We start from the raw sequence: 25,402 nt of genomic DNA on the forward strand, positions 1-25,402 counted from the left end.
TTATCCGGCTTACATTGTCTCTGTAAGCCCGGAAGCGTAGCGCCACCGGGCACTGACTATCACGGCGCCGGATAGGTATAAACCTGGTGCGCCGCCTCAATCTCCGCCAGGACCTCTTCGCTTAACGTCAGATGCAGACTTTCCACATTCGTCTTGAGCTGCGCCATCGTGGTTGCGCCCAGTAACGTACTGGCGACAAACGGCTGGCGGCGAACAAAGGCCAGCGCCATCTGCGCCGGATCAAGATTGTGACGCTTCGCGATATCGACGTAGGCGGCAACGGCTTTTTGCGCCTGTTCGCCGCTGTAACGTGTGAAGCGGCTGAACAAGGTATTCCGCGCGCCTGCGGGTTTGGCCCCGTTCAGGTATTTACCGGTTAATGTGCCAAACGCCAGACAGGAGTAGGCGAGCAATTCAACACCTTCATACTGGCTGACTTCCGCCAGCCCGACCTCGTAACTGCGGTTTAACAGGCTATAGGGGTTCTGGATCGTGACAATACGCGGCAGGTCATGTTTTTCCGCCAGATGCAGATAGCGCATAACGCCAAACGCTGTCTCATTTGAAACGCCAATATAACGAATCTTACCCGCTCGCTGAAACTCACTTAGCGCGTCTAACGTCTCCAGCAGACTTACTACTGGCGTGGAGTCCGTCCAGTTATAGCCGAGTTTACCGAAGCAGTTAGTGGGGCGCTGCGGCCAGTGCACCTGATACAAATCCAGATAGTCGGTCTGCAATCGGGTCAAACTGTCGTGTAGCGCTTCGCGAATATTTTTACGATCCAGCGCCTGATGAGGCCGGATGCCTTGATCATTATTACGTGCCGGTCCGCTGACTTTGCTGGCGATGATCAGTTTTTCACGGTTGCCGCGTTTGGCGAGCCAGTTACCGATATAGGACTCCGTCAGCCCTTGTGTTTCCGGGCGCGGCGGTACCGGATACATCTCGGCGGCGTCGATAAGGTTAATGCCATTTGCGATGGCATAGTCGAGCTGTGCGTGAGCGTCGGCTTCGCTGTTTTGTTCACCAAATGTCATTGTGCCCAGCCCTAGCGTACTTACTTCGAGCGAGCTGTGGGGTATACGGTGATAGTGCATAGCCGTTTCCTTTTTATTATGAAGTCAGAAATTCCCGACAAAGGACAATAAAAATGGCAGAGGGAAGGCAAAAGGGAAAGTAAAATTGCAGGCTGCGCGGCGTAATTGTTACCGGGCGTGGTCGCCACGCACCGTTACGGGACGCAGCCTGGAGGCTTGCAGAACGCTGACCTCGATCACAGGCCACCGCTTAACGTTCGATGATTTGAGACACTTCGTCACGGTTGATTTGCATCTCGTTTCCCTGTGCATCGGTATAGCTGACCAGACCGGTATCATCGTCAACTTGTGGTTTTCCATCGGTCAGGATCATACGACCATCTTTCGTCGCCATTACATAATCGCTGCTGCATCCGGATACCGCAAAAGCCAACCCTACTGCGGAAATTACAACTGCCCACTTTTTCATCCGTTTGTCCTCACATAGCTTGCATCTGATAATAGTCTGTTAATCATATGTCTGATAATAGTCTAGTAATAACGCGCAGCTCTGCATGTCGGAAGCAGCAAAATCTTAATCTGTGAGAAGAAAGGAAATAAAGTGAGTATTCGCTCCCCGGCGGGGGAGCGACACAGGATTACAGCGGATTCTTTTTATTACGCAACAGGTTCAGGCTCTCTACTGCGATAGAGAAGAACATGGCGAAATAGATATACCCTTTCGGAACGTGAACGTCGAAACTTTCCAGAATCAGGGTAAAGCCAACCAGGATCAGAAAGGAGAGCGCCAGCATTTTTACCGACGGATGGCGATCGACAAACTCGCCGATGGGCCGTGCCGCAAACATCATGACGCCCACGGCAATAACGACTGCCGCCATCATAATAAACAGATGATCGGAGAGGCCAACCGCTGTGATAACTGAATCAAGGCTGAAAATAATATCCAGCAGCATAATCTGTACAATTGCGCCCAGGAAAGAAGAAACCCGGGTTTTTAACCCTTCTTCTTCGCCTTCGATGGACTCATGGATCTCCTTGCTGGCTTTCCACATTAAAAATAACCCGCCCAGTAACAGAATGAGATCGCGGGCGGAAATCGCTTCGCCGAAAAGCTCAAACAGCGGATTAGTCAGACGAGTGACCCAGGCGATTGACGCCAGCAGCGCCAGGCGCATGACCATCGCCGCCGCCAACCCAAGCCGCCGTGCGTGGTTTCGTTGCGCCGTAGGAAGTTTTGCTACCACCAGAGAAAGAAAAATAATGTTGTCGATCCCAAGTACAATCTCCAGCAGCGTCAGCGTACCGAGCGCCAGCCAGGCATTAGGATCGGTTATCCATGCAAATAACATCGAACAAAGTCCTGCCAAAAAAAGAAGCGGTAATTATAGGCCCGTCGAGTGACGGGCGAAAGCCCAGGCTGAATTTGCGCAACCAGGAACGGTGTAAAATAGCGGCGACAATACGCTTACGTTTATCCGGCGTCGGCCCGATGCGTAGCCATAGCGGAGGCGCATTTGCGTGTAATGGACGTTACGGATTCTGCAATAAAAAATGGCGAGCCAGCAGCGCCTGCGTAAAATTTTTTTTCAGATAAAATCCACGCGGTAGCGTCAAAATAGGTTCCCCGCGCGCGCCGATAGCCTCGGTGAGCGCCCTGGCATTGGCGGCTTTGGGCCGCAGTTGTAAGACTTCGCCATGACGGGCGGTAATGCGTTCCACCTGGCCCAGCACTATCATGTCCATCAGCTCTTCCCAGTCGAGGCGTAGCTGCCTGTCCTCTTCTTCACTCGGACTCCAGAGTAGCGGCGAACCTACGCGGCGTTCGGCTAACGGTATGCTGCGATCGCCTTCGACAGGCACCCATAGCACGCGCTTCAATTTATGCCGTACGTGACTTGTCTCCCAGGTCACGCCGCTGTTACCGGTTAACGGCGCCACGCAAACAAAGGTTGTTTCCAGAGGACGACCCAGACTATCCACCGGGATGGTTTTCAGTTCTACGCCTAACGCGGCGAAATCCTGCTCCGGCTTGCTCCCGGCGCTGGCGCCGAGCCAGATCTCCAGCAAGACGCCGATCCAGCCTTTGTCTCGCTTCAAATCTTTAGGCGTGGTAATGCCGGCCATCGCCGCCAGCTCGCCTAACGTATAGCCGGAAAGCTGCCGCGCCTGGGCTAACAGCAATGCTTCCGAAGCAGGCGGAGTCAGTAGCGGACAAAGAGCGGACATGACAATTACCTTAGGTCAAAAAATAAGCAGCGATTTTATACCGTATGGGCAGAGTTTATCTTTTTCTGTGTCTTATATTCAATAGACTGATTTTTATTGCCTTTTTTGTGTTGTTTCTTCGTGTTGCGCAACGCTGAAGCGGGTTTTCCAATTCTGGTCACTGACAATAAACAGGATCTTACACTATGTTATCCACAGAAAGTTGGGATAACTGTGTAAAACCGCCACTACTGTTTCCATTTACAGCCTTGACGTGCGACGAAAATCGAAAATTCAGACAAATAGTGCGTAAGTTATTGGCACAATCTGTGGATAAAACCGACGCTGGTTGATCTTTCATCAGCATAAGGATCTTAGATGTGATGCTGGTCACGCTTTATGAAGGTGGTATGTAAGATTTGTCTATAACACAATGAATATAAGGCACTATTTTTACTGTTTTCCGCATGAGGAATTCAGACTGTTCTGGGTTTTCCCGTGGTAATTCCATACTTCTTCACAACTATATCCACAGAAAAGGTGAATAAAATGGCGCAAGGGCGTCATCATCTGTTTATAACTCGGCTATTTACTGTGAGTTATTCAATTGTTATTAGGCTGTGTCACTATTACAGAGTGGTTTACCGCCTCACTGGAGTATGAAACAATCGTTCATATATAAGGTTTATGTTGAGGTAGTCCGGTGATTGATGACGATGGCTACCGCCCAAATGTAGGTATCGTAATTTGTAATCGTCAGGGGCAGGTGATGTGGGCCCGGCGATTTGGTCAGCACTCCTGGCAGTTCCCGCAGGGCGGGATAAATCCAGGGGAGTCGGCAGAACAGGCGATGTACCGGGAACTGTTTGAAGAAGTTGGGTTAAGCCGTAAAGATGTGCGGATCCTTGCTTCTACTCGCAACTGGTTGCGTTACAAGTTACCAAAACGTTTGGTGCGTTGGGACACAAAGCCGGTATGTATCGGCCAGAAACAAAAGTGGTTTCTTTTGCAGTTAATGAGCGCCGACGCCGAAATCAATATGCAAACCAGCAGTACGCCGGAGTTTGACGGCTGGCGCTGGGTAAGTTACTGGTATCCGGTTCGACAAGTGGTGTCATTTAAACGCGATGTCTACCGCAGGGTAATGAAAGAGTTTGCAAGTGTTGTCATGGCGCTTCAGGATAATCCTCCTAAGCTACAAAGCGCGCCTGCTTATCGACGTAAAAGAGGTTAAGCCACGCAAATTATGCTCACTCGCCTGCGCGAAATAGTCGAAAAAGTGGCCAGTGCGCCGCGTCTGAACGAGGCGCTGAATATTCTGGTCACGGATATCTGTCTTGCGATGGATACTGAGGTTTGCTCGGTTTACCTGGCCGATCATGACCGACGCTGTTATTACCTGATGGCGACGCGGGGGTTGAAAAAACCGCGTGGTCGAACCGTTGCGCTTGCGTTTGATGAGGGGATCGTCGGTCTGGTGGGCAGACTGGCGGAACCCATTAACCTTGCCGATGCGCAAAAACATCCCAGCTTTAAATACATTCCTTCGGTAAAAGAGGAGCGTTTTCGCGCGTTTCTCGGCGTGCCGATCATTCAGCGTCGCCAACTTCTCGGCGTGCTGGTCGTACAGCAGCGCGAATTGCGCCAGTACGATGAAAGCGAAGAGTCTTTCCTCGTCACGCTCGCTACGCAGATGGCGGCTATCCTGTCACAGTCGCAGGTCACAGCGCTGTTCGGGCAATACCGGCAGACGCGAATCCGCGCGCTTCCTGCGGCGCCGGGCGTGGCTATCGCAACGGGCTGGCAAGACGCGACCATGCCGCTGATGGAACAGGTTTACGAAGCGTCTACGCTGGATACCTCTCTTGAACGCGAACGACTGACCGGCGCGCTGGAAGAGGCGGCGAACGAGTTCCGACGATACAGCAAACGCTTTGCCGCCGGCGCGCAAAAAGAGACGGCGGCCATTTTCGATCTGTACTCACACCTGCTTTCAGATGCCAGACTGCGTCGCGAACTCTTCGCCGAGGTCGACAAAGGCGCTGTTGCGGAGTGGGCCGTTAAAAAAATCATCGAAAAATTTGCCGAGCAATTTGCGGCGCTAACCGATAACTACCTCAAAGAACGTGCGGGAGACTTACGCACGCTGGGGCAGCGGCTGTTATTCCACCTTGATGATTCAGTTCAGGGGCCAAACGCCTGGCCGGAACGTTTTATTCTGGTCGCGGATGAGCTGTCGGCGACCACCCTGGCGGAGCTGCCGCAGGACAGGCTGGCGGGCGTTGTAGTGCGCGACGGCGCGGCAAACTCGCATGCGGCGATTATGGTGCGCGCGCTCGGTATCCCGACCGTCATGGGCGCGGATATCCAGCCTTCGGTGCTACATCGCCGTACGTTGGTGGTGGATGGCTATCGCGGTGAATTACTGGTCGATCCTGAACCCGTGCTTATTCAGGAATATCAGCGACTCATTAGTGAAGAGATAGAACTCAGTCGTCTGGCGGAGGACGACGTCAATCTTCCCGCCCAACTGAAAAGCGGCGAGCGAGTCAAAGTGATGCTGAATGCCGGGCTCAGCCCCGAGCATGAGGAAAAGTTAGGCAGTCGGATCGACGGTATCGGCCTGTACCGTACTGAAATTCCCTTTATGCTGCAAAGCGGGTTTCCCTCGGAAGAAGAGCAGGTGGCGCAGTATCAAGGGATGCTGCAAATGTTTAACGATAAACCGGTGACGCTGCGGACCCTGGATGTGGGAGCGGATAAGCAACTGCCCTATATGCCGATCAGCGAGGAGAACCCGTGTCTGGGCTGGCGCGGGATCCGCATTACGCTGGATCAGCCGGAGATCTTTTTGATCCAGGTCCGCGCGATGCTGCGCGCCAATGCGGCGACTGGCAACCTCAGCATTTTGTTGCCGATGGTCACCAGTATTGATGAAGTCGATGAAGCGCGGCGTCTGATCGAACGCGCCGGGCGCGAGGTCGAGGAGATGATCGGCTATGCGATCCCGAAACCGCGTATCGGCATTATGCTGGAAGTGCCGTCCATGGTATTTATGCTGCCGCATCTGGCTAACCGGATCGACTTTATCTCGGTCGGCACCAACGATTTAACGCAATATATCCTGGCGGTAGATCGTAACAATACCCGCGTGGCCAGTATTTATGACAGTTTGCATCCGGCTATGCTGCGCGCACTGTCCATGATTGCGCAGGAAGCCGAAAAACATGGTCTCGATCTTCGCTTGTGCGGCGAGATGGCGGGCGATCCGATGTGCGTGGCGATTCTTATCGGTCTGGGATATCGCCATCTTTCGATGAATGGCCGTTCGGTAGCGCGTGTGAAATATCTGCTGCGGCATATCGATTTTGAAGATGCGCAAACCCTTGCCAGACGCAGCCTTGAGGCGCAGATGGCGACCGAAGTGCGTCATCAGGTGGCGGCGTTTATGGAGCGCCGCGGGATGGGGGGATTGATTCGAGGAGGGTTGTAACGACTGGAGCGGGAAAAGAGAGTGACTGTGGATTCACGGCGCAGACAACACGCCTGCAAGATGAAAGACAATGCGTATACATATCTTTTAACGGTAATCGGCATCTCGCTTTTAACCCTTGTGCTATTATTCGCACCTTTGGAGCGTCTGCAACGCGCAGGCGCGCTTATCAATCGCTATCTCTTCAGCGAAATAACAAGAAATTGTGGTGACAGATGACCAGTAGCTATCTGCATTTTCCGGACTTTGATCCGGTCATTTTCTCAATTGGGCCCGTCGCGCTTCACTGGTATGGCTTGATGTATCTGGTGGGGTTCGTTTTCGCGATGTGGTTGGCGGTGCGTCGCGCTAACCGTCCGGGAAGCGGTTGGACCAAAAACGAAGTTGAAAATTTACTCTATGCAGGTTTCCTGGGGGTCTTCCTGGGGGGGCGTATTGGCTATGTCCTGTTTTATAACTTCCCTCTGTTTCTGGATAACCCGCTCTATTTATTCCGCGTCTGGGACGGCGGCATGTCCTTCCACGGCGGGCTTATCGGTGTGATACTGGTGATGATTATCTTCGCCAGGCGCACGAAGCGCTCGTTCTTTCAGGTGTCTGATTTTATTGCGCCGTTAATTCCGTTCGGCCTGGGCGCCGGGCGTCTGGGCAACTTTATCAACGGTGAATTGTGGGGGCGCGTTGATCCTGACTTCCGGTTTGCCATGCTCTTTCCTGGCTCACGCGCGGAAGATATTGCGTTGCTGCCGTCACATCCGCAATGGCAGCCTATTTTTGATACCTACGGCGTATTGCCGCGCCACCCTTCCCAGTTGTATGAACTGGCATTAGAAGGCGTGGTGCTGTTTATCATCCTTAATCTCTTTATTCGCAAACCGCGTCCGATGGGCGCAGTCTCCGGATTATTCCTGATTGGCTATGGCGCGTTTCGTATCATTGTTGAATTCTTCCGCCAGCCGGACGCGCAATTTACCGGCGCGTGGGTACAGTACATCAGCATGGGGCAGATTCTCTCTATCCCGATGATTATCGCTGGCGCGATCATGATGGTTTGGGCATATCGCCGCCGCCCGCAGCAACACGTTTCCTGAGGAACCATGAAACAGTATTTAGAACTGATGCAAAAAGTGCTGGATGAAGGCACACAGAAAAACGACCGTACCGGCACCGGCACGCTTTCCATTTTTGGCCATCAGATGCGTTTTAACCTGCAGGAAGGCTTTCCTCTGGTGACGACGAAACGCTGCCATTTACGTTCAATTATTCACGAACTGCTATGGTTTTTGCAGGGCGATACCAACATCGCTTACCTGCACGAAAATAATGTCACCATCTGGGACGAATGGGCCGATGAGAACGGCGATTTAGGCCCGGTTTATGGTAAGCAGTGGCGTGCATGGCCAACACCGGATGGCCGCCATATCGATCAGATCGCCACGGTCTTAAGCCAGCTTAAAAACGACCCGGACTCTCGTCGTATTATCGTTTCTGCGTGGAACGTCGGCGAGCTGGATAAGATGGCGCTGGCGCCGTGTCACGCCTTTTTCCAGTTTTATGTCGCAGATGGAAAACTCTCCTGTCAGCTTTATCAGCGCTCCTGCGATGTGTTCCTCGGTCTGCCGTTCAACATTGCCAGCTACGCGTTACTGGTGCATATGATGGCGCAACAGTGCGACCTGGACGTCGGCGATTTTGTCTGGACCGGCGGCGACACGCACCTGTACAGCAACCATATGGAGCAGACGCACCTGCAATTAAGCCGTGAACCGCGCGCGCTGCCGAAATTGGTCATTAAGCGTAAACCCGATTCGCTTTTTGACTACCGGTTCGATGATTTCGAAATTGAAGGCTATGATCCGCACCCCGGTATTAAAGCGCCGGTCGCTATCTAAGCGCTGACGATCCTGCCATAACCGACGTCATTGCGCGTCGGTTTTTTTACCCTTCGTCTCAATCTTCGGCGCGGATTCCTGAAATTTTGCAACGCGCTGCAAGACATGAACTTTTTTCCGTAACGCGCCGAACAATCTGTATTTGGCGCTCGTTATTTTTCTTCCGCCCGCCATACTGCCGACATGAAAAAACAACAGGGCTATACGCTCATTGAAACGGTGGTCGCGATGTCGCTCATTATCATTCTCAGCGCCACAGGACTTTATGGCTGGCAACGCTGGCAGCAGCAACAGCGCCTGTGGCAAACCGCATGTCAGGTGCGGGATTACCTGCTGCAACTTCGTGAGGACGCTCACTGGCATAACCGCGATCACATTCTTCGCGTGGTCAGCGAAGGCGGTTCATGGTGCTTTGTCAGCTCTGTTGCTACGCAAACATCGTGTACGCCATCTTCCCCCTTTGTGTTTACGCCCGACTGGCGTGATGTCGTCCTTGCCGATATCACGCCGTCGTTAGCCTTCTTTGGCCTGCGCAATACGGCATGGGCAGGGCATATCGTACTGAAAAACGCTGCCGGAGAGTGGCGTCTGGTCGTCTCCTCCTGGGGGCGAATCAGGCTATGTGAGCGTAATGAGGCCGCCACGTGTCAATAACCACGCGAGGGTTCTCGCTACTGGAGGTTGTGCTGGCGATGGCGATCGGTTCCATTTTACTGCTTGGGTCCGCACGATTTTTACCGGCGCTACAGCGTGAGATCTGGCACAACACGCGACAGTTATCGCTGGAAGATGAAATCTGGCAGCGAACCTATACCGTAGCGAAGCATCTTCAACGTGCGGGTTACTGCCATGGCCACTGTATTGGCGAAGGGTTACATCTTGCCGAACAGGGGCAATGCGTCATCGTTCAGTGGGACGGGAATAATAACGGTGTCTGGGATACCATACCGGCGAAAGAGGCCGACCAGACCGGGTTCCGTATGAAGGATAACGTTCTGGAAACATTACGCGGAGCAACATCTTGTCAGGGGAAGGGATGGGAAAAAATGACCGATCCCAATACGGTACTCATCACGGCGTTTACCGTTGAGCGCCGGGATATAACGGGATTCTCGCCAGTGCTCATGCTGCATCTGCGCGGCGCCAGCAAAGCCGAGCCTCAGACGGTTATTGACGCGCAATACAGCGTAACGGGATTTAATCTGTGAATCGGGAACGTGGCGCTTCTTCGCTAATACTGGCGCTTTTAATACTGATTCTGGGTAGTCTGCTACTGCAAGGCGTAAATCAGCAGCAGGCCAGCTATGCCGCCCGCGTGACGACGCAGAGCATGGCGATACAACGCCAGGCGCTCGTACAGTCGGCGCTGGAATGGGGGCGGGGGCAGCTATGGTCAGGCGTAACCGAAATGGAATGTCGGCGCTATTCCCCTTCAGGTGCGAGGGTCTGTTTGCGGAGATTATCGGGGGATGAGGTGGTGATGGCGGCACAAGATGACGGCATGACGTTATGGCGTTTGGGCAACGTCATTCAGGGAAGCATTGTCTTTTCTCCCCACGGCTGGAGCGATTTTTGTCCGTTAAAAGAGGTGGCGTTATGTCGCATCCCCTGAATTTACAACGCGGGTTTAGCCTCCCGGAAGTTTTAGTGGCGATGGTTCTAATGGTAATGATCGTCACCGCGCTGTCAGGCTATCAGCGGGTATTAATGCACAGTTTTGCATTACGACACCAGTATCTCCAGATCTGGCGGCAGGCGTGGCAGCAAACGGCGCTGTATCCATTTTCGCCTGCTGACGACTGGAAGGCCAACCGGATGCAGACAACGCAATCGGGATGTGTCAGCATCAGCGTCACGATGGTTTCACCCTCTGGCAGGCAGGGGCAGATGACGCGCTTGCATTGTCCAAATCGTTAATCGTCAGGAGTAATTATGTTAAGGGTCTACCACTCCAATCGTCTGGATGTGCTGGAAGCGTTGATGGAATTCATCGTCGAACGCGAGCGGCTGGATGATCCCTTTGAACCAGAAATGATTCTGGTACAAAGCACGGGTATGGCGCAGTGGCTGCAGATGACCCTTTCACAAAAGTTTGGTATTGCGGCGAATATCGCTTTTCCGTTACCGGCGAGTTTTATCTGGGAGATGTTTGTCCGCGTGTTGCCGGATATCCCCAAAGAAAGCGCTTTCAGCAAACAAAGCATGAGCTGGAAACTGATGACCTTGCTGCCGCAGTTGCTGGATAAGGATGAGTTTGTACTGCTGCGCCATTATCTGACCGACGACACCGATAAACGCAAACTCTTTCAGCTTTCCGCGCGCGCTGCCGACCTGTTCGATCAGTATCTGGTTTATCGGCCTGACTGGCTTACGCAGTGGGAAGCGGGAAAAACCGTGGAAGGTCTGGGGGAGGCGCAAAACTGGCAGGCGCCGCTGTGGAAAGCATTGGTGGAATATACCGCCGCGCTGGGGCAGCCGCGCTGGCATCGCGCCAATCTCTACCAACGCTTTATTCAGACGCTGGAGAGCGCGACCGCCTGCCCGCCAGGGTTGCCGTCCCGCGTTTTTATTTGCGGCATTTCCGCGTTACCGCCAGTGTATCTCAGAGCATTGCAGGCGCTGGGTAAACATATTGAAATCCATCTCCTTTTTACTAATCCGTGTCGGTATTACTGGGGGGATATTAAAGACCCAGCCTGGCTGGCAAAACTCATGGCTCGCCAGCGTCGTCACAGTTTTGAAGACCGTCATTTACCGTTGTTCCGTGAAAACCAGAATCCGGAAGCCTTATTTAACAGCGACGGTGAACAGGATATCGGTAATCCGCTACTGGCCTCATGGGGAAAACTGGGGCGGGATTATATCTACCTGCTATCTGAACTGGAAAACAGCCAGGAGCTGGATGCGTTTGTTGATATTACGCCAGATAATCTTTTGCATCGGATTCAGGCGGATATCCTTGAACTGGAAAGCCATGCGGTGGCGGGCGTAAATCTTGAGGAGTATTCGCGCAGCGACAATAAGCGTCTGCTCGATCCTGAGGATAACAGCCTCTCTTTTCACGTTTGTCACAGCCCGCAGCGTGAGGTGGAAATACTGCACGATCGCCTGCTGGCGATGCTGGAAGCCGATCCGACACTAACGCCGCGCGACATTATCGTTATGGTGGCTGATATTGACAGCTATAGCCCGTTTATCCAGGCGGTATTTGGTAGCGCGCCAACGGAGCGCTATCTGCCTTATGCCATTTCCGATCGGCGGGCGCGTCAGTCACATCCGGTGTTACAGGCATTTATCAGCCTACTTTCGTTACCGGACAGCCGCTTTGTCTCCGAGGATGTTCTGGCGTTGTTAGACGTACCGGTATTGGCTGCCCGCTTTACGATCAACGAAGAAGGGTTGCGTTATTTGCGCTTGTGGGTCAATGAGTCAGGCATTCGCTGGGGAATTGACGATGACAACGTACGAGAGCTGGAACTTCCTGCCACAGGGCAGCATACATGGCAATTTGGCCTGACGCGTATGCTGCTGGGGTATGCGATGGAAAGCGCCCAGGGCGAGTGGCAGTCGGTTCTGCCTTATGACGAATCCAGCGGTCTGATTGCTGAGCTGGTCGGGCATCTGGCTTCGCTGCTGATGCAGCTTAATATCTGGCGGCGCGGTCTGGCGCAGGAGCGACCGCTGGAAGAGTGGTTGCCCGTTTGTCGCGATATGCTCAATGATTTCTTCCTGCCCGATGCGGACACGGAAGCGGCAATGACATTGATTGAACAGCAGTGGCAGGCCATTATCGCCGAAGGCGTCGCGGCGGAATATGGCGACGCGGTACCGATTTCGCTACTGCGGGATGAACTGGCGCAGCGTCTGGATCAGGAACGTATTAGCCAGCGCTTCCTGGCGGGCCCCATCAATATTTGTACGCTGATGCCGATGCGTTCCATTCCGTTCAGAGTCGTTTGCCTGCTGGGAATGAACGACGGCGTATACCCGCGCCAGCTTGCGCCGTTGGGCTTTGACCTGATGAGCCAAAAACCCATGCGCGGGGATCGAAGCCGTCGCGACGATGACCGCTACCTGTTTCTGGAAGCGTTAATCTCGGCGCAGCAGACGCTGTATATCAGCTACATCGGTCGCTCCATCCAGGATAATAGCGAACGCTTTCCCTCTGTACTGGTGCAAGAATTGGTGGATTACATCGGACAAAGCCACTATTTGCCGGGCGACGAAACGCTGACCTGTGATGAGAGCGAAGCACGAGTCAAAGCGCATATTACGCGTCTGCATACCCGTATGCCTTTTGATGCGCAAAATTACCAACCCGGCGAACAGCAAAGTTATGCCAGAGAGTGGTTGCCCGCGGCGAGTCAATCGGGAAAAGCGCATTCTGACTTTGTGCAGCCGCTTCCTTTTACGATGCCGGAAACATTGACTCTGGAAAGTCTGCAGCGTTTTTGGGCCCATCCGGTACGCGCATTTTTTCAGATGCGGCTTCAGGTTAATTTCCGCTCGGAAGAGAGTGAGATTCCTGATGCGGAACCGTTTGAATTAGAGGGATTGACGCGATATCAACTTAACCAACAGTTGCTCAATACGCTGGTTGAAGAGGACGACGCCGAACGCTTGTTCCGCCGTTTCCGGGCTGCGGGAGAGTTGCCTTACGGCGCGTTTGGCGAAATATTCTGGGATGCGCAATGTCAGGAGATGCAGCAACTGGCAAGCCGGGTCATCGCCTGCCGTAAGCCGAGCCAAAGCCTGGAAGTGGATCTGCTTTGCAATGGCGTTCAGCTAACCGGCTGGCTACCGCAGGTACAGGAGGATGGATTATTGCGCTGGCGTCCCGCTTTAATCAGCGTGGCGCAAGGTGTGCAACTTTGGCTGGAACACCTTGTCTATTGTGCCAGCGGCGGGAGTGGCGAAAGTCGCCTGTTTTTGCGCAAAGAGGGAGAGTGGCGATTTCCGCCTCTTGATAAAACGCAGGCAATGGCTTACCTGGCGCAACTGATTGAAGGCTACCGGGAAGGCATGTCTTCTCCACTATTGGTACTGCCGGAAAGCGGCGGCGCATGGATAAAAGCCTGTTATGACGCTGAAAATGATGTCATGTTAGACGACGATGATACCTTACAGAAGGCCAGGACAAAGTTTTTACAGGCTTATGAAGGCAACATGATGGTGAGCGGCGAAGGCGAAGATATCTGGTATCAACGTCTTTGGCGTCAGCTGGAATCTGAAACGTTGCAGGCTATCATTGCGCAGTCCCGACATTACCTGTTACCGCTGTTTCGTTTTAATCAGTCTCGTTGATTGTATGAAAATCGCACAATTAAAAGGCTTCGACTATGATGCGCTCTTCGTCACGGACTGATTACTGATAAAAAGATGCTGCCTGGTTCAGCACAATAATATCCCGTTCCGCTCAGGTCGATGGTTTATGTGACCATCGAGGTGAGTGGGAATGAAAGTTAATGATGAGGTCCGTGAATGCCCCGCAGCACCTGGTTCAAAGCGTTATTGTTATTGGTCGCCCTCTGGGGGCCTGCAGTTCAGGCGGATATCGGTTGGCAACCGCTGCAAGAAACTATCCGTAAAAGCGATAAAGATACCCGGCAGTATCAGGCGATACGTCTTGATAATGACATGGTGGTGTTGCTGGTATCCGATCCGCAGGCTGTAAAGTCTCTTTCAGCGTTAGTGGTGCCCGTTGGATCGCTTGAAGATCCTGAGGCTCATCAGGGGCTTGCTCATTATCTTGAGCATATGTGCCTGATGGGGTCAAAAAAATATCCGCAGGCGGATAGCCTTGCCGAATACCTTAAAAGACATGGCGGTAGCCACAACGCCAGCACCGCGCCTTATCGAACAGCCTTCTACCTGGAGGTTGAAAACGACGCGCTTCCAGGCGCCGTAGATCGCCTGGCCGACGCCATTGCCGCGCCATTGCTCGATAAAAAATACGCCGAACGCGAACGAAACGCGGTGAATGCCGAGCTGACGATGGCGCGCACCCGCGACGGTATGCGTATGGCGCAGGTAAGCGCCGAAACCATTAACCCGGCGCATCCAGGCTCGCACTTTTCTGGCGGCAATCTGGAAACGCTAAGCGATAAGCCGGGAAATCCGGTGCAACAGGCGTTGATCGCTTTTCATGAAAAATACTATTCATCTAATCTGATGAAGGCGGTGATTTACAGTAATAAACCCTTGCCGGAACTGGCGAGTATTGCCGCCGCAACCTATGGTCGCGTGCCGAATAAACAGATTAAAAAACCGGAAATTACCGTACCTGTCATCACCGAGGCGCAGAAGGGCATCATTATTCATTACGTGCCGGCGCTACCGCGTAAAGTGCTGCGCGTGGAGTTTCGTATTGATAACAATAGCGCGCAGTTCCGTAGCAAGACCGATGAACTGGTCTCTTATCTGATTGGCAATCGTAGCCCGGGGACGCTCTCTGACTGGCTGCAAAAACAAGGACTGGTCGAAGGTATTAGCGCGGATTCCGATCCGATTGTTAATGGTAACAGCGGCGTATTTGCCATTTCGGCAACGCTGACTGATAAAGGTTTGGCCAATCGTGATGAAGTCGTCGCAGCTATCTTTAGCTATCTCAATACGTTACGTGAAAAAGGGATAGATAAACGTTACTTTGACGAGCTGGCGCATGTGCTGGATCTCGACTTCCGCTATCCGTCGATTACCCGCGATATGGACTATGTCGAATGGCTGGCGGACACTATGATCCGCGTCCCGGTAGCGCATACGCTGGATGCGGCGAATATCGCCGATCGTTACGATCCTGCCGCTATCAAAAATCGCCTGGCGATGATGACGCCGCAGAATGCGCGCATCTGGTACATCAGTCCCCAGGAACCCCATAATAAGATTGCGTATTTTGTGGATGCGCCTTATCAGGTCGATAAGATTAGCGAACAGACGTTTAAAAACTGGCAGAAAAAAGCACAGGGCATTGCGTTGTCGCTGCCGGAGTTAAACCCCTATATTCCTGATGATTTTACGCTTGTTAAGAATGACAAAAACTACGTGCGGCCAGAACTGATTGTCGATAAAGCGGATTTGCGCGTGGTTTATGCGCCGAGTCGTTATTTCGCCAGCGAGCCAAAAGCTGACGTGAGCGTGGTATTGCGTAACCCGCAGGCGATGGACAGCGCCCGCAATCAGGTACTGTTCGCCCTTAATGATTATCTGGCGGGAATGGCGCTAGATCAGCTCAGTAACCAGGCGGCAGTGGGTGGCATTAGCTTTTCTACTAACGCCAACAATGGTCTGATGGTCACTGCGAACGGTTATACCCAGCGTTTGCCGCAGCTTTTCCTGGCGCTGCTGGAAGGATATTTTAGCTACGACGCCACGGAAGAACAGCTGGCGCAGGCGAAATCCTGGTATACGCAGATGATGGATTCTGCGGAGAAGGGAAAAGCCTACGAACAGGCGATTATGCCAGTGCAGATGATTTCGCAGGTGCCTTATTTTTCCCGTGATGAACGTCGCGCTTTGCTGCCGTCCATTACGTTGAAAGAGGTGATGGCCTATCGTAATGCGTTAAAAACGGGCGCTCGTCCGGAATTTCTGGTTATAGGGAATATGAGCGAAGCCCAGGCGACCTCTCTGGCGCAAGATGTTCAAAAACAGCTCGCGGCGAACGGATCGGCGTGGTGTCGCAACAAAGACGTGGTGGTTGAGAAAAAGCAGTCCGTAATATTTGAAAAAGCGGGCAGTAGCACCGACTCCGCGTTAGCCGCGGTCTTTATCCCGGTCGGCTACGACGAGTACGTCAGCGCCGCCTACAGCGCGATGTTAGGTCAGATTGTTCAACCGTGGTTTTACAATCAGCTACGAACCGAAGAGCAACTGGGATACGCCGTTTTCGCCTTTCCGATGAGCGTTGGCCGTCAGTGGGGAATGGGATTCCTGCTACAGAGCAACGATAAACAGCCCTCTTACCTGTGGCAACGCTATCAGGCATTTTTCCCTGACGCCGAGGCAAAGCTGAGGGCGATGAAGCCGGAAGAGTTCGCCCAAATTCAGCAGGCGATCATTACGCAAATGCGCCAGGCGCCGCAAACGTTGGGCGAAGAAGCATCCCGTTTAAGCAAGGATTTCGATCGGGGTAATATGCGCTTTGACTCGCGTGATAAAATCATCGCTCAGATAAAATTGCTGACGCCACAAAAGCTTGCCGACTTCTTCCACCTGGCGGTGGTGGAACCACAAGGTATGGCAATATTGTCACAGATTGCCGGTAGCCAGAATGGAAAAGCAGAATACGTGCATCCGACAGGCTGGAAAGTGTGGGATAACGTCAGCGCATTGCAGCAAACGTTACCTCTAATGAGCGAAAAGAATGAATGATGTCGCCGAGACTCTTGATCCTCTACGCTTGCCCCTGACAGGCGAGCGTTTGATTGAAGCATCAGCGGGCACAGGCAAAACGTTTACTATCGCGGCGCTGTATCTGCGGTTATTGCTCGGCCTGGGCGGCAGTGCCGCATTTCCCCGCCCGTTGACCGTTGAAGAACTGCTGGTGGTAACCTTTACGGAGGCCGCCACTGAAGAGCTGCGTGGGCGAATCCGCAGTAATATCCATGAGTTGCGCATCGCCTGTCTGCGGGAAAGCACGGATAATCCGCTTTATGCCCGCTTGCTGGAAGAAATTAGCGACAAAAAGCAGGCCGCACAGTGGTTATTACTGGCGGAACGACAAATGGACGAGGCCGCGGTTTTTACCATCCACGGTTTTTGCCAGCGTATGCTCAGCCTGAACGCTTTCGAATCCGGTATGTTGTTTGAGCAACAGCTTATTGAAGACGAATCTTTGTTGCGTTATCAGGCCTGCGCCGATTTCTGGCGGCGTCATTGCTATCCGCTGCCGCGCGACATCGCGCAGGTGGTGTTTGACGTGTGGAAGGGACCGAAGGCGCTCTTAAAGGATATCGATCGTTATCTGCAGGGCGAAGCGCCGGTCATTAAAGCGCCGCCATCGCAGGAGGAGACGCTGGCATCGCGTCATGAACAGATCCTGGCGCGCATCAACCAGGTGAAGCAGCAGTGGTGTGAGGCGGTTAGCGAGCTGGACGCGCTGATCGAATCATCCGGCATCGATCGCAGAAAGTTCAACCGCGGCAATCAGGCGAAATGGATCGAAAAGATCACCGCGTGGGCGCAAGAAGAGACGAAAAACTATCAATTACCCGAGGCGTTGGGAAAATTTTCACAGCGTTTTTTAGCTGAGCGCACCAAAGCTGGCGGCGTGACGCCCCAGCACCCATTGTTTGTCGCCATTGATAACCTGTTGGGCGAACCGCTATCGATTAAAGATCTGGTTCTTACCCGAGCGCTATCAGAGATCCGTGAAACGGTGGCTCAGGAAAAACGCCGGCGCGGCGAGCTGGGGTTTGACGATATGCTCAGCCGTTTAGATACCGCGCTGCGTAGTGAAAGCGGCGAGGCGCTGGCTGCGGCGATTCGTACCCGTTTTCCGGTGGCGATGATCGATGAATTTCAGGATACCGACCCACAACAGTACCGTATTTTTCGCCGTATCTGGCGACATCAACCCGATACGGCGCTATTGCTGATTGGCGATCCTAAACAGGCGATTTATGCGTTTCGTGGCGCGGATATCTTTACCTACATGAAGGCTCGCAGCGAAGTGAGCGCGCACTATACCCTTGACACTAACTGGCGCTCCGCGCCGGGGATGGTGAATAGCGTTAACAAGCTGTTCAGTCAGATGAATGACACCTTTATGTTCCGCGATATTCCCTTCAGTCCGGTAAAGTTTGCGCCCAGAAACCAGTCGCTGCAATTTAAAGTGAATGACGCGCCTCAACCGGCGATGACCCTGTGGCTAATGGAGGGAGAAAGCTGCGGTTCGGGCGATTATCAAAGTTATATGGCGCAGGTGTGCGCCACGCAAATTCGCGACTGGCTGCGTGCCGGGCAAACGGGCGACGCGCTGCTGACGAACGGCGATTCGTCGCGGCCCGTTCGCGCCTCGGATATCAGCGTGCTGGTGCGCAGCAGGCGGGAAGCCGCGCTGATACGGGATGCGCTGACCTTACTGGCGATCCCCTCCGTCTATCTTTCTAACCGCGACAGCGTATTCGAAACGCTCGAAGCGCAGGAAATGCTGTGGGTGTTGCAGGCGGTGATGGCGCCCGAACGTGAGAATACGCTGCGTAGCGCTCTGGCGACATCAATGATGGGCCTTACCGCGCTGGATATCGAAACGCTTAACAATGATGAAAATGCGTGGGATGCGGTTGTTGAAGAGTTTGATGGCTACCGACAGATTTGGCATAAACGCGGCGTGATGCCTATGCTGCGCGCGCTAATGTCGGCGCGCAATATTGCTGAAAACCTGCTGGCGACGGCGGGAGGTGAACGTCGGCTGACGGATATTCTGCATATTAGCGAACTGTTACAGGAAGCCGGTTCGCAGCTGGAAAGCGAACATGCGCTGGTGCGTTGGCTGGCGCAACATATCCTTGAACCCGATAGCAATGCTTCCAGCCAGCAACTACGTCTGGAAAGCGATAAGCATCTGGTGCAAATCGTCACCATACATAAATCGAAAGGTCTGGAATACCCGCTGGTCTGGTTACCTTTTATCACCCATTTCCGCGTGCAGGACCAGGCTTTTTATCACGACAGGCACTCCTACGAGGCGGTGCTGGACCTTAGTCACGCCGAAGAGAGCATAGCACTGGCGGAAGCCGAACGCCTGGCGGAAGACCTGCGCCTACTTTATGTCGCGCTGACCCGTGCAGTGTGGCATTGCAGCCTCGGCGTCGCGCCGCTGGTGCGGCGTCGCAGTGATAAGAAAGGCGAGACGGATGTGCACCAAAGCGCGCTTGGGCGACTCCTGCAAAAAGGCGAACCGATGGATGCCGCAGGCCTTCGCGCCTGTATTGAGGCGCTATGCGACGAGGATATCGTGTGTCGAACGCCAGGCAATACGGATAACGACCGCTGGCAAATTGCCGCTGCCTCGCACGCGGAACTCAGTGCCAGAACGCTGCAACGCCTGCTTTATGATAGCTGGCGCGTCACCAGTTATTCCGGTTTGCAGCAGCGGGGACATAGCGTGGCGCAAGATCTTATTCCTCGTCTCGACATTGACGCCGCAGGCGTTGGCGAAGCGGCGGAAGCGCCGGCAATGACGCCGCATCACTTTCCTCGCGGGGCATCGCCGGGAACATTTTTGCACAGCCTGTTTGAAGAGCTTGATTTTACTCAACCGATAGACCCCCAATGGGTACAGGAAAAACTGGAGCTGAGTGGTTTTGAAACGCGATGGGAGCCCGTACTTACCCGCTGGCTGGACACCGTGTTGCACGTTCCCCTTAACGAGACGGGCGTTAGTCTGAGCGTGCTGACCGAGCGTGAAAAACAGGTCGAAATGGAGTTTTATCTGCCGATTGCCCAGCCGCTTACCGCCGGAGAGCTGGATGCGTTGATTCGTCGATACGACCCGCTTTCAGCAGGTTGCCCTGCGCTGGATTTCATGCAGGTTCGCGGCATGTTAAAGGGCTTTATCGACCTGGTGTTCCGTTATGAAGGGCGCTATTACCTGCTCGACTATAAATCTAACTGGCTGGGCGAGGATAGCGCCGCTTATACCCAGACGGCGATGGCTGCGGCGATGCAGGCGCATCGCTATGATTTGCAGTACCAGCTTTATACGCTGGCATTGCACCGTTACCTTCGTCATCGAATGGCGAATTACGACTATGAACGCCATTTCGGCGGCGTCATCTATCTCTTTTTACGCGGGGTGGATAGCGAACGTCCGCAGCAGGGTATTTTTACCACTCGTCCTGCGGCGGCGTTAATTAACCAACTGGATGATATGTTTGCAGGTGAAATGAGTGAGGAGGCGCAATGACAATCCAGGAGCGGTTGCTGGAGGCCGTTGAACAAAAACTCTTACGGCCCATTGATGCCCAGTTTGCTTTAACCGTCGCCGGTAACGACGATCCCGCCGTGACGCTGGCGGCAGCGCTGCTTAGTCATGACGCAGGTGAAGGTCACGTGTGTCTGCCGTTGTCGCGTTTAACGTTAACAGAGGGGGCGCATCCCTTACTGGTCGCCTGGATAAGCGAAACGGCTACGCCAATTGACTGGAAAAAGCGGTTACTGGCGTCTGCGGCGGTTAGCTGCGGCGATAGCCCCGCGCCGTTAATTCTGTGCGGCGAGCGCCTCTACCTGAATCGCATGTGGTGCAACGAGCGTACGGTTGCGCGCTTTTTTAACGAGGTTAACCAGGCCATCGCCGTAGATGAAGATCAGTTATCCCGTATTCTGGACGCGCTATTCCCTCCGACAGACGAGGTGAACTGGCAAAAGGTGGCCGCCGCCGTAGCGCTAACTCGCCGTATCTCCGTGATTTCAGGCGGTCCCGGCACCGGTAAAACCACCACCGTCGCGAAGCTGCTGGCGGCATTAATTCAAATGGCGGATGGCGAACGTTGCCGTATCCGGCTGGCAGCGCCGACCGGGAAAGCGGCCGCACGCCTGACGGAGTCGCTCGGCGCGGCGTTGCGTCAGCTTCCACTTACCGATGCGCAGAAAAAGCGTATACCGGAGGACGCCAGTACGCTGCACCGACTGCTGGGCGCACAGCCCGGCAGCCAGCGATTACGCCATCATGCGGGCAACCCGCTGCATCTGGACGTGCTGGTGGTCGATGAAGCATCAATGATTGATTTGCCGATGATGTCACGTTTGATTGACGCTCTGCCGCCGCACGGGCGGGTCATTTTTCTTGGCGATCGCGATCAGTTGGCATCCGTTGAGGCGGGCGCTGTGTTGGGCGATATTTGCGCCTATGTCAACGCAGGGTTTACGGCGGAACGCGCCCGACAGCTAAGTCGACTCACTGGTAGCGCCATTCCGGCGGGGGCCGGAACGCAAGCCGCATCTTTACGCGATAGCCTCTGTTTGTTGCAAAAGAGCTATCGTTTCGGCAGCGATTCTGGTATCGGCAAGCTGGCGGCGGCAATTAACTGCGGCGACAGGTCGGCAATCCAGGCTGTTTTTCAGCAGGGGTTTAGCGATATAGAGAAGCGTACATTGCAAAGCAGCGACGATTATGCCGGGATGCTGGATGAAGCGCTGGCGGGCTATGGGCGCTACCTGCGGTTGCTGCATGAAAAAGCGGTGCCGGAGGCAATCCTTCAGGCTTTCAATGAGTATCAACTGCTTTGTGCGCTGCGCGAAGGCCCATTTGGCGTGAGGGGACTGAATGACCGCATTGAGCAGGCGATGGTGCAGCAACGAAAAATTCAGCGGCATCCGCATTCTCGCTGGTATGAAGGGCGTCCGGTAATGATTGCGCGCAACGATAGCGCGTTGGGGCTATTTAACGGCGATATTGGTATTGCGCTCGATCGCGGGCAGGGGTTACGCGTCTGGTTTGTGATGCCGGACGGCACGATCAAGTCCGTTCAGCCCAGCCGTCTGCCGGAACATGATACAACCTGGGCGATGACGGTACATAAATCACAGGGGTCTGAATTTGATCACGCCGCGCTGATTTTACCCAGCCAACGTTCGCCGGTCGTGACGCGGGAGCTGGTGTATACCGCGGTTACGCGGGCGCGGCGGCGATTATCGCTGTATGCCGATGAACGGATCCTGGCAGGCGCGATTGTGACGCGAACGGAACGGCGCAGCGGGTTAGCCACCTTATTTGATGAAGTCAGTCGTACCGAATAAGACGAGTTCTCGCCGGATGGCGACGCGTAGCGTCTTATCCGGCCTCCAAATGATGCTTTCGAGCGTAGGCCTGATAAGCGCAGCGCCATCAGGCCCCCCTCGTTACCCTAAATCCGCCATCAGCACCTTTGAACGTCGCTGATAGTTATACATTTTTTTCTTGCTCTCAGGCAGTAACTCAATATCGACAGGCGTAAAACCGCGCTCCTGGAACCAGTGAATACTGCGCGTCGTCAGCACAAACAATTTACGCAGCCCCATTTGCCGTGCCTGGGCGGCAACCCGCTCCAGAAGCACTTCTCCACGCGATGAGCTGCGATAATCCGGATGTACCGCTACGCAGGCCATTTCGCCTATTTTCTCTTCCACAAAAGGATACAGCGCCGCGCAGGCGATAGTCATATTATCGCGCTGAATAATGGTAAATTTATCGATCTCCATCTCCAGTTGTTCACGGGAACGGCGTACCAGAATGCCCTGCTGTTCCAGTGGGCGGATAAGCTCCAGAATACCGCCAATATCGTTGATGGTGGCGCGGCGGATCTGCTCGGCGCTCTCCATGACGATCTGCGTACCGATACCGTCACGCGAGAACAGTTCCTGTAATAGCGAGCCATCTTCCTGATAGCTGATCAGATGGCAACGACGAACGCCGCTACGACAGGCTTTTACCGCGCCGCGCAAAAAACGTACGGTTCCGGAGTTGTAATCGCCCTGCGCTTCCAACTCTTCCACCCGCGCCTGCGCTTCATTCGGGAAGAGTTCAGAAATGATGCCGCCCTCGCTATTGGTAACGCCCTGAGAAGAACAGAACCCGATCATTTTTTCCGCTTTCAATTTAACGGCGAGTTGAGTGGCAATCTCTTCTGAGGTCAGATTAAAACTTTCGCCGGTCACTGAGACGGCGACCGGCCCCATCAGAACGATCGCGCCGTTATCCAACTGGCGGTTGATCGCATCTTCATCAATGCGCCGGATACGGCCGCTATGACAGTAGTCCACGCCATCATCAACGCCCAGCGGCTGCGCAATGGTGAAATTGCCGCTGACGACATTAATGTGCGCGCCCTGCAACGGCGTATTGTTCAGACTCATCGACAGACGGGCGGTAATATCAAGCTGGAGTAAACCGGCGGCCTGTTTCACCAGCTCCAGTGCTTTGGCGTCCGTCACCCGCGTGTTTTTGTGGTAAATCGGTTCATGATGATGCGCGGCCAGATTGGCGTCGATTTGTGGTCGCGCGCCATACACCACGACAAGGCGAATACCGAGGCTATGCAGTAGTCCGATATCGCTAACGATGCTGGAAAAATTGTCATGCTCAATGGCTTCGCCGCCGAGCATAATGACAAAGGTTTTTCCGCGATGGGTGTTGATATAGGGAACTGAATGGCGAAACCCTTCTACCAGTTCGGTTTTACGTTCCTTTATCATTGTGCGCCCCACTAATGAATTATTATTCGAAATTAGTGTATTTTTATTCTGTTTTTGCCCTCTGTGCAAGCGTAAATTTTATGCGGTCCGATCGCTTTTCTTAGTAATGCCGTGAATATAAAAAGAATGTTTACCCTTTTATAGATGACAGATTATGCGTCATTCGCTAAAGTTTCCGGTCAATTTGGATGAACTTTGTATGATCTCTATTTAGTTTTTGCTCGGGAGAAGCATGTCGGGAGCCAATTCAGCAATCAGCCGTCGCCGTTTACTACAAGGCGCGGGCGCCATGTGGCTATTAAGCGTGAGCCAGGTCGGGCTGGCTGCCGTAAGCCAGGTCGTTGCGGTGCGTATCTGGCCTGCGTCCAGCTATACCCGCGTCACGGTAGAGTCGAATCGTCTGCTGAAATATAAACAATTTGCCTTAAGTAACCCGGACCGCGTGGTGGTAGATATTGAGGATGTGAATCTGAACTCGGTGCTTAAAGGCATTGGCGCGCAGATTCGCAGCGACGATCCGTATATCAAATCCGCAAGGGTAGGGCAGTTTGATCCTAAGACTGTGCGTATGGTCTTTGAGCTAAAACAAAACGTGAAGCCGCAGCTATTTGCGCTGGCGCCTGTAGCAGGCTTTAAAGAACGACTGGTGATGGATCTTTATCCTGCCAATGCGCAGGATATGCAGGATCCGCTGCTGGCGCTGCTGGAAGACTACAATAAAGGCGATCTGGATAAACAAGTGCCGCCTTCGCAAAGCGGGCCGCAGCCCGGTAAAGCGGGGCGCGACCGCCCCATTGTCATTATGCTTGATCCGGGACACGGCGGCGAAGACCCCGGCGCGATAGGCAAATACAAAACGCGTGAAAAAGACGTGGTGCTCCAGATAGCCCGCCGCCTGCGCGCGTTGATCGAAAAAGAAGGCAACATGAGGGTCTATATGACGCGCAATGAAGACATCTTCATTCCGTTAAAAGTCCGGGTGGCGAAAGCGCAGAAACAGCGCGCCGACCTGTTTGTCTCTATTCATGCGGATGCCTTCACCAGCCGGCAGCCTAGCGGTTCATCCGTATTCGCGCTATCGACCAAAGGCGCCACCAGTACCGCGGCGAAATATCTGGCGCAAACGCAGAACGCCTCGGACTTAATTGGCGGCGTGAGCAAAAGCGGTGACCGTTATGTCGACCATACGATGTTCGATATGGTGCAATCGCTGACCATTGCCGATAGTTTGAAATTCGGTAAAGCGGTGTTGAAGCAGCTTGGTAAAATTAATGATCTGCATAAAAACAAGGTCGAGCAGGCGGGGTTTGCGGTGTTAAAGGCGCCCGATATTCCGTCTATTCTGGTCGAGACGGCGTTTATCAGTAACATTGAAGAAGAACGCAAGCTCAAGACTGCGACGTTCCAGCAACAGGTCGCAGAGTCGATTCTGGCGGGCATTAAAGCGTATTTTGCCGATGGGGCGACGCTGGCGAGAAGAAGTTAACCTGAGATGACGGCGAGTTTATTGCGCGGGTAAGTAGGATGCTGCCCGCACTGTCGTTGCGGACCAGACGACAGATACAAAAAAACACCCGTAAGGGTGTTCATTAAGT

General features: G+C 53.6%; 18 protein-coding genes. 13 read left to right on the forward strand and 5 right to left on the reverse strand.

Annotated features, from left to right (window positions below):
• Positions 1 to 59: 59 nt before the first annotated feature.
• From NA986_RS08425 to mutH, 4 genes are all read right to left on the reverse strand, one after another.
• Positions 60 to 1,100: an NADP(H)-dependent aldo-keto reductase gene (locus tag NA986_RS08425; RefSeq protein WP_000558960.1), complete on the reverse strand. Its 1,041-nt coding sequence runs from the start codon at positions 1,098 to 1,100 to the stop codon at positions 60 to 62.
• Positions 1,101 to 1,290: 190 nt separating this feature from the next.
• On the reverse strand, positions 1,291 to 1,509 hold the full coding sequence (locus tag NA986_RS08430; RefSeq protein ID WP_000758662.1) for a YgdI/YgdR family lipoprotein: 219 nt from the start codon (positions 1,507 to 1,509) through the stop codon (positions 1,291 to 1,293).
• Positions 1,510 to 1,678: 169 nt separating this feature from the next.
• Complete coding sequence (locus NA986_RS08435) at positions 1,679 to 2,392, reverse strand: TerC family protein (RefSeq protein ID WP_023216773.1); 714 nt, start codon at positions 2,390 to 2,392, stop codon at positions 1,679 to 1,681.
• A gap of 181 nt (positions 2,393 to 2,573) precedes the next feature.
• Positions 2,574 to 3,269, reverse strand: a complete 696-nt coding sequence (mutH, locus tag NA986_RS08440) for a DNA mismatch repair endonuclease MutH (RefSeq protein WP_001274930.1) — start codon at positions 3,267 to 3,269, stop codon at positions 2,574 to 2,576.
• A gap of 682 nt (positions 3,270 to 3,951) precedes the next feature.
• On the opposite strand from mutH, the gene rppH reads away from it, so the two are divergent.
• From rppH to recD, 12 genes are all read left to right on the forward strand, one after another.
• The gene (gene rppH / locus NA986_RS08445) at positions 3,952 to 4,482 is read left to right on the forward strand and encodes an RNA pyrophosphohydrolase (RefSeq protein ID WP_000564481.1); all 531 of its coding nucleotides are present in this window, start codon (positions 3,952 to 3,954) and stop codon (positions 4,480 to 4,482) included.
• Positions 4,483 to 4,494: 12 nt separating this feature from the next.
• On the forward strand, positions 4,495 to 6,741 hold the full coding sequence (ptsP, locus tag NA986_RS08450; protein ID WP_000957887.1) for a phosphoenolpyruvate--protein phosphotransferase: 2,247 nt from the start codon (positions 4,495 to 4,497) through the stop codon (positions 6,739 to 6,741).
• Positions 6,742 to 6,956: 215 nt separating this feature from the next.
• Positions 6,957 to 7,832 carry a prolipoprotein diacylglyceryl transferase gene (gene lgt / locus NA986_RS08455; RefSeq protein WP_000204645.1) on the forward strand — a complete coding sequence of 292 codons (876 nt, stop codon included), beginning with the start codon at positions 6,957 to 6,959 and terminating at the stop codon, positions 7,830 to 7,832.
• A gap of 6 nt (positions 7,833 to 7,838) precedes the next feature.
• Positions 7,839 to 8,633 (forward strand): thymidylate synthase, encoded by a 795-nt coding sequence (thyA, locus tag NA986_RS08460; protein ID WP_000816247.1) that lies wholly within the window; start codon positions 7,839 to 7,841, stop codon positions 8,631 to 8,633.
• Positions 8,634 to 8,816: 183 nt separating this feature from the next.
• Complete coding sequence (locus tag NA986_RS08465; protein ID WP_000744668.1) at positions 8,817 to 9,287, forward strand: prepilin peptidase-dependent protein; 471 nt, start codon at positions 8,817 to 8,819, stop codon at positions 9,285 to 9,287.
• A complete protein-coding gene (locus NA986_RS08470) occupies positions 9,278 to 9,841 on the forward strand; it encodes a prepilin peptidase-dependent protein (RefSeq protein ID WP_000029150.1) in 564 nt (187 codons plus the stop codon). Before NA986_RS08465 ends, NA986_RS08470 begins: the two co-directional genes overlap by 10 nt.
• Positions 9,838 to 10,245, forward strand: a complete 408-nt coding sequence (locus NA986_RS08475) for a DUF2509 family protein (RefSeq protein ID WP_001078535.1) — start codon at positions 9,838 to 9,840, stop codon at positions 10,243 to 10,245. Before NA986_RS08470 ends, NA986_RS08475 begins: the two co-directional genes overlap by 4 nt.
• Complete coding sequence (locus NA986_RS08480) at positions 10,230 to 10,550, forward strand: prepilin-type N-terminal cleavage/methylation domain-containing protein (protein ID WP_000019286.1); 321 nt, start codon at positions 10,230 to 10,232, stop codon at positions 10,548 to 10,550. Before NA986_RS08475 ends, NA986_RS08480 begins: the two co-directional genes overlap by 16 nt.
• Before the next feature lie 15 nt (positions 10,551 to 10,565).
• Entirely contained in the window at positions 10,566 to 13,937 is a 3,372-nt protein-coding gene (gene recC, locus NA986_RS08485) for an exodeoxyribonuclease V subunit gamma (RefSeq protein WP_000946832.1), read from the forward strand.
• 177 nt (positions 13,938 to 14,114) lie between these two features.
• A complete protein-coding gene (ptrA, locus tag NA986_RS08490) occupies positions 14,115 to 17,003 on the forward strand; it encodes a pitrilysin (RefSeq protein ID WP_023215980.1) in 2,889 nt (962 codons plus the stop codon).
• Positions 16,996 to 20,541 carry an exodeoxyribonuclease V subunit beta gene (gene recB, locus NA986_RS08495; protein WP_001748691.1) on the forward strand — a complete coding sequence of 1,182 codons (3,546 nt, stop codon included), beginning with the start codon at positions 16,996 to 16,998 and terminating at the stop codon, positions 20,539 to 20,541. The genes ptrA and recB overlap by 8 nt, the downstream gene beginning before the upstream one ends.
• A complete protein-coding gene (recD, locus tag NA986_RS08500) occupies positions 20,538 to 22,373 on the forward strand; it encodes an exodeoxyribonuclease V subunit alpha (protein WP_023181510.1) in 1,836 nt (611 codons plus the stop codon). The genes recB and recD overlap by 4 nt, the downstream gene beginning before the upstream one ends.
• A gap of 102 nt (positions 22,374 to 22,475) precedes the next feature.
• On the opposite strand, the gene argA is transcribed toward recD, so the two are convergent.
• Positions 22,476 to 23,807: an amino-acid N-acetyltransferase gene (gene argA / locus NA986_RS08505; RefSeq protein ID WP_000588964.1), complete on the reverse strand. Its 1,332-nt coding sequence runs from the start codon at positions 23,805 to 23,807 to the stop codon at positions 22,476 to 22,478.
• Positions 23,808 to 24,039: 232 nt separating this feature from the next.
• Here argA and amiC point away from each other — a divergent pair, with 232 nt between their 5' ends.
• Positions 24,040 to 25,293, forward strand: a complete 1,254-nt coding sequence (gene amiC / locus NA986_RS08510; protein WP_000011922.1) for an N-acetylmuramoyl-L-alanine amidase AmiC — start codon at positions 24,040 to 24,042, stop codon at positions 25,291 to 25,293.
• The last annotated feature ends 109 nt before the right edge of the window (positions 25,294 to 25,402 follow it).

This window comes from Salmonella sp. NW177 (assembly GCF_051811585.1).
Lineage (GTDB): Bacteria > Pseudomonadota > Gammaproteobacteria > Enterobacterales > Enterobacteriaceae > Salmonella > Salmonella enterica.

Bases quoted from the DNA above. Each gene is read 5' to 3' on its own strand.
- NA986_RS08425 (WP_000558960.1), bottom strand. From the start codon at position 1,100: ATGCACTATCACCGTATACCCCACAGCTCGCTCGAAGTAAGTACGCTA.
- NA986_RS08430 (WP_000758662.1), bottom strand. From the start codon at position 1,509: ATGAAAAAGTGGGCAGTTGTAATTTCCGCAGTAGGGTTGGCTTTTGCG.
- NA986_RS08435 (WP_023216773.1), bottom strand. From the start codon at position 2,392: ATGTTATTTGCATGGATAACCGATCCTAATGCCTGGCTGGCGCTCGGT.
- mutH (WP_001274930.1), bottom strand. From the start codon at position 3,269: ATGTCCGCTCTTTGTCCGCTACTGACTCCGCCTGCTTCGGAAGCATTG.
- ptsP (WP_000957887.1), top strand. From the start codon at position 4,495: ATGCTCACTCGCCTGCGCGAAATAGTCGAAAAAGTGGCCAGTGCGCCG.
- lgt (WP_000204645.1), top strand. From the start codon at position 6,957: ATGACCAGTAGCTATCTGCATTTTCCGGACTTTGATCCGGTCATTTTC.
- thyA (WP_000816247.1), top strand. From the start codon at position 7,839: ATGAAACAGTATTTAGAACTGATGCAAAAAGTGCTGGATGAAGGCACA.
- NA986_RS08465 (WP_000744668.1), top strand. From the start codon at position 8,817: ATGAAAAAACAACAGGGCTATACGCTCATTGAAACGGTGGTCGCGATG.
- NA986_RS08480 (WP_000019286.1), top strand. From the start codon at position 10,230: ATGTCGCATCCCCTGAATTTACAACGCGGGTTTAGCCTCCCGGAAGTT.
- recC (WP_000946832.1), top strand. From the start codon at position 10,566: ATGTTAAGGGTCTACCACTCCAATCGTCTGGATGTGCTGGAAGCGTTG.
- ptrA (WP_023215980.1), top strand. From the start codon at position 14,115: ATGCCCCGCAGCACCTGGTTCAAAGCGTTATTGTTATTGGTCGCCCTC.
- recB (WP_001748691.1), top strand. From the start codon at position 16,996: ATGAATGATGTCGCCGAGACTCTTGATCCTCTACGCTTGCCCCTGACA.
- recD (WP_023181510.1), top strand. From the start codon at position 20,538: ATGACAATCCAGGAGCGGTTGCTGGAGGCCGTTGAACAAAAACTCTTA.
- argA (WP_000588964.1), bottom strand. From the start codon at position 23,807: ATGATAAAGGAACGTAAAACCGAACTGGTAGAAGGGTTTCGCCATTCA.
- amiC (WP_000011922.1), top strand. From the start codon at position 24,040: ATGTCGGGAGCCAATTCAGCAATCAGCCGTCGCCGTTTACTACAAGGC.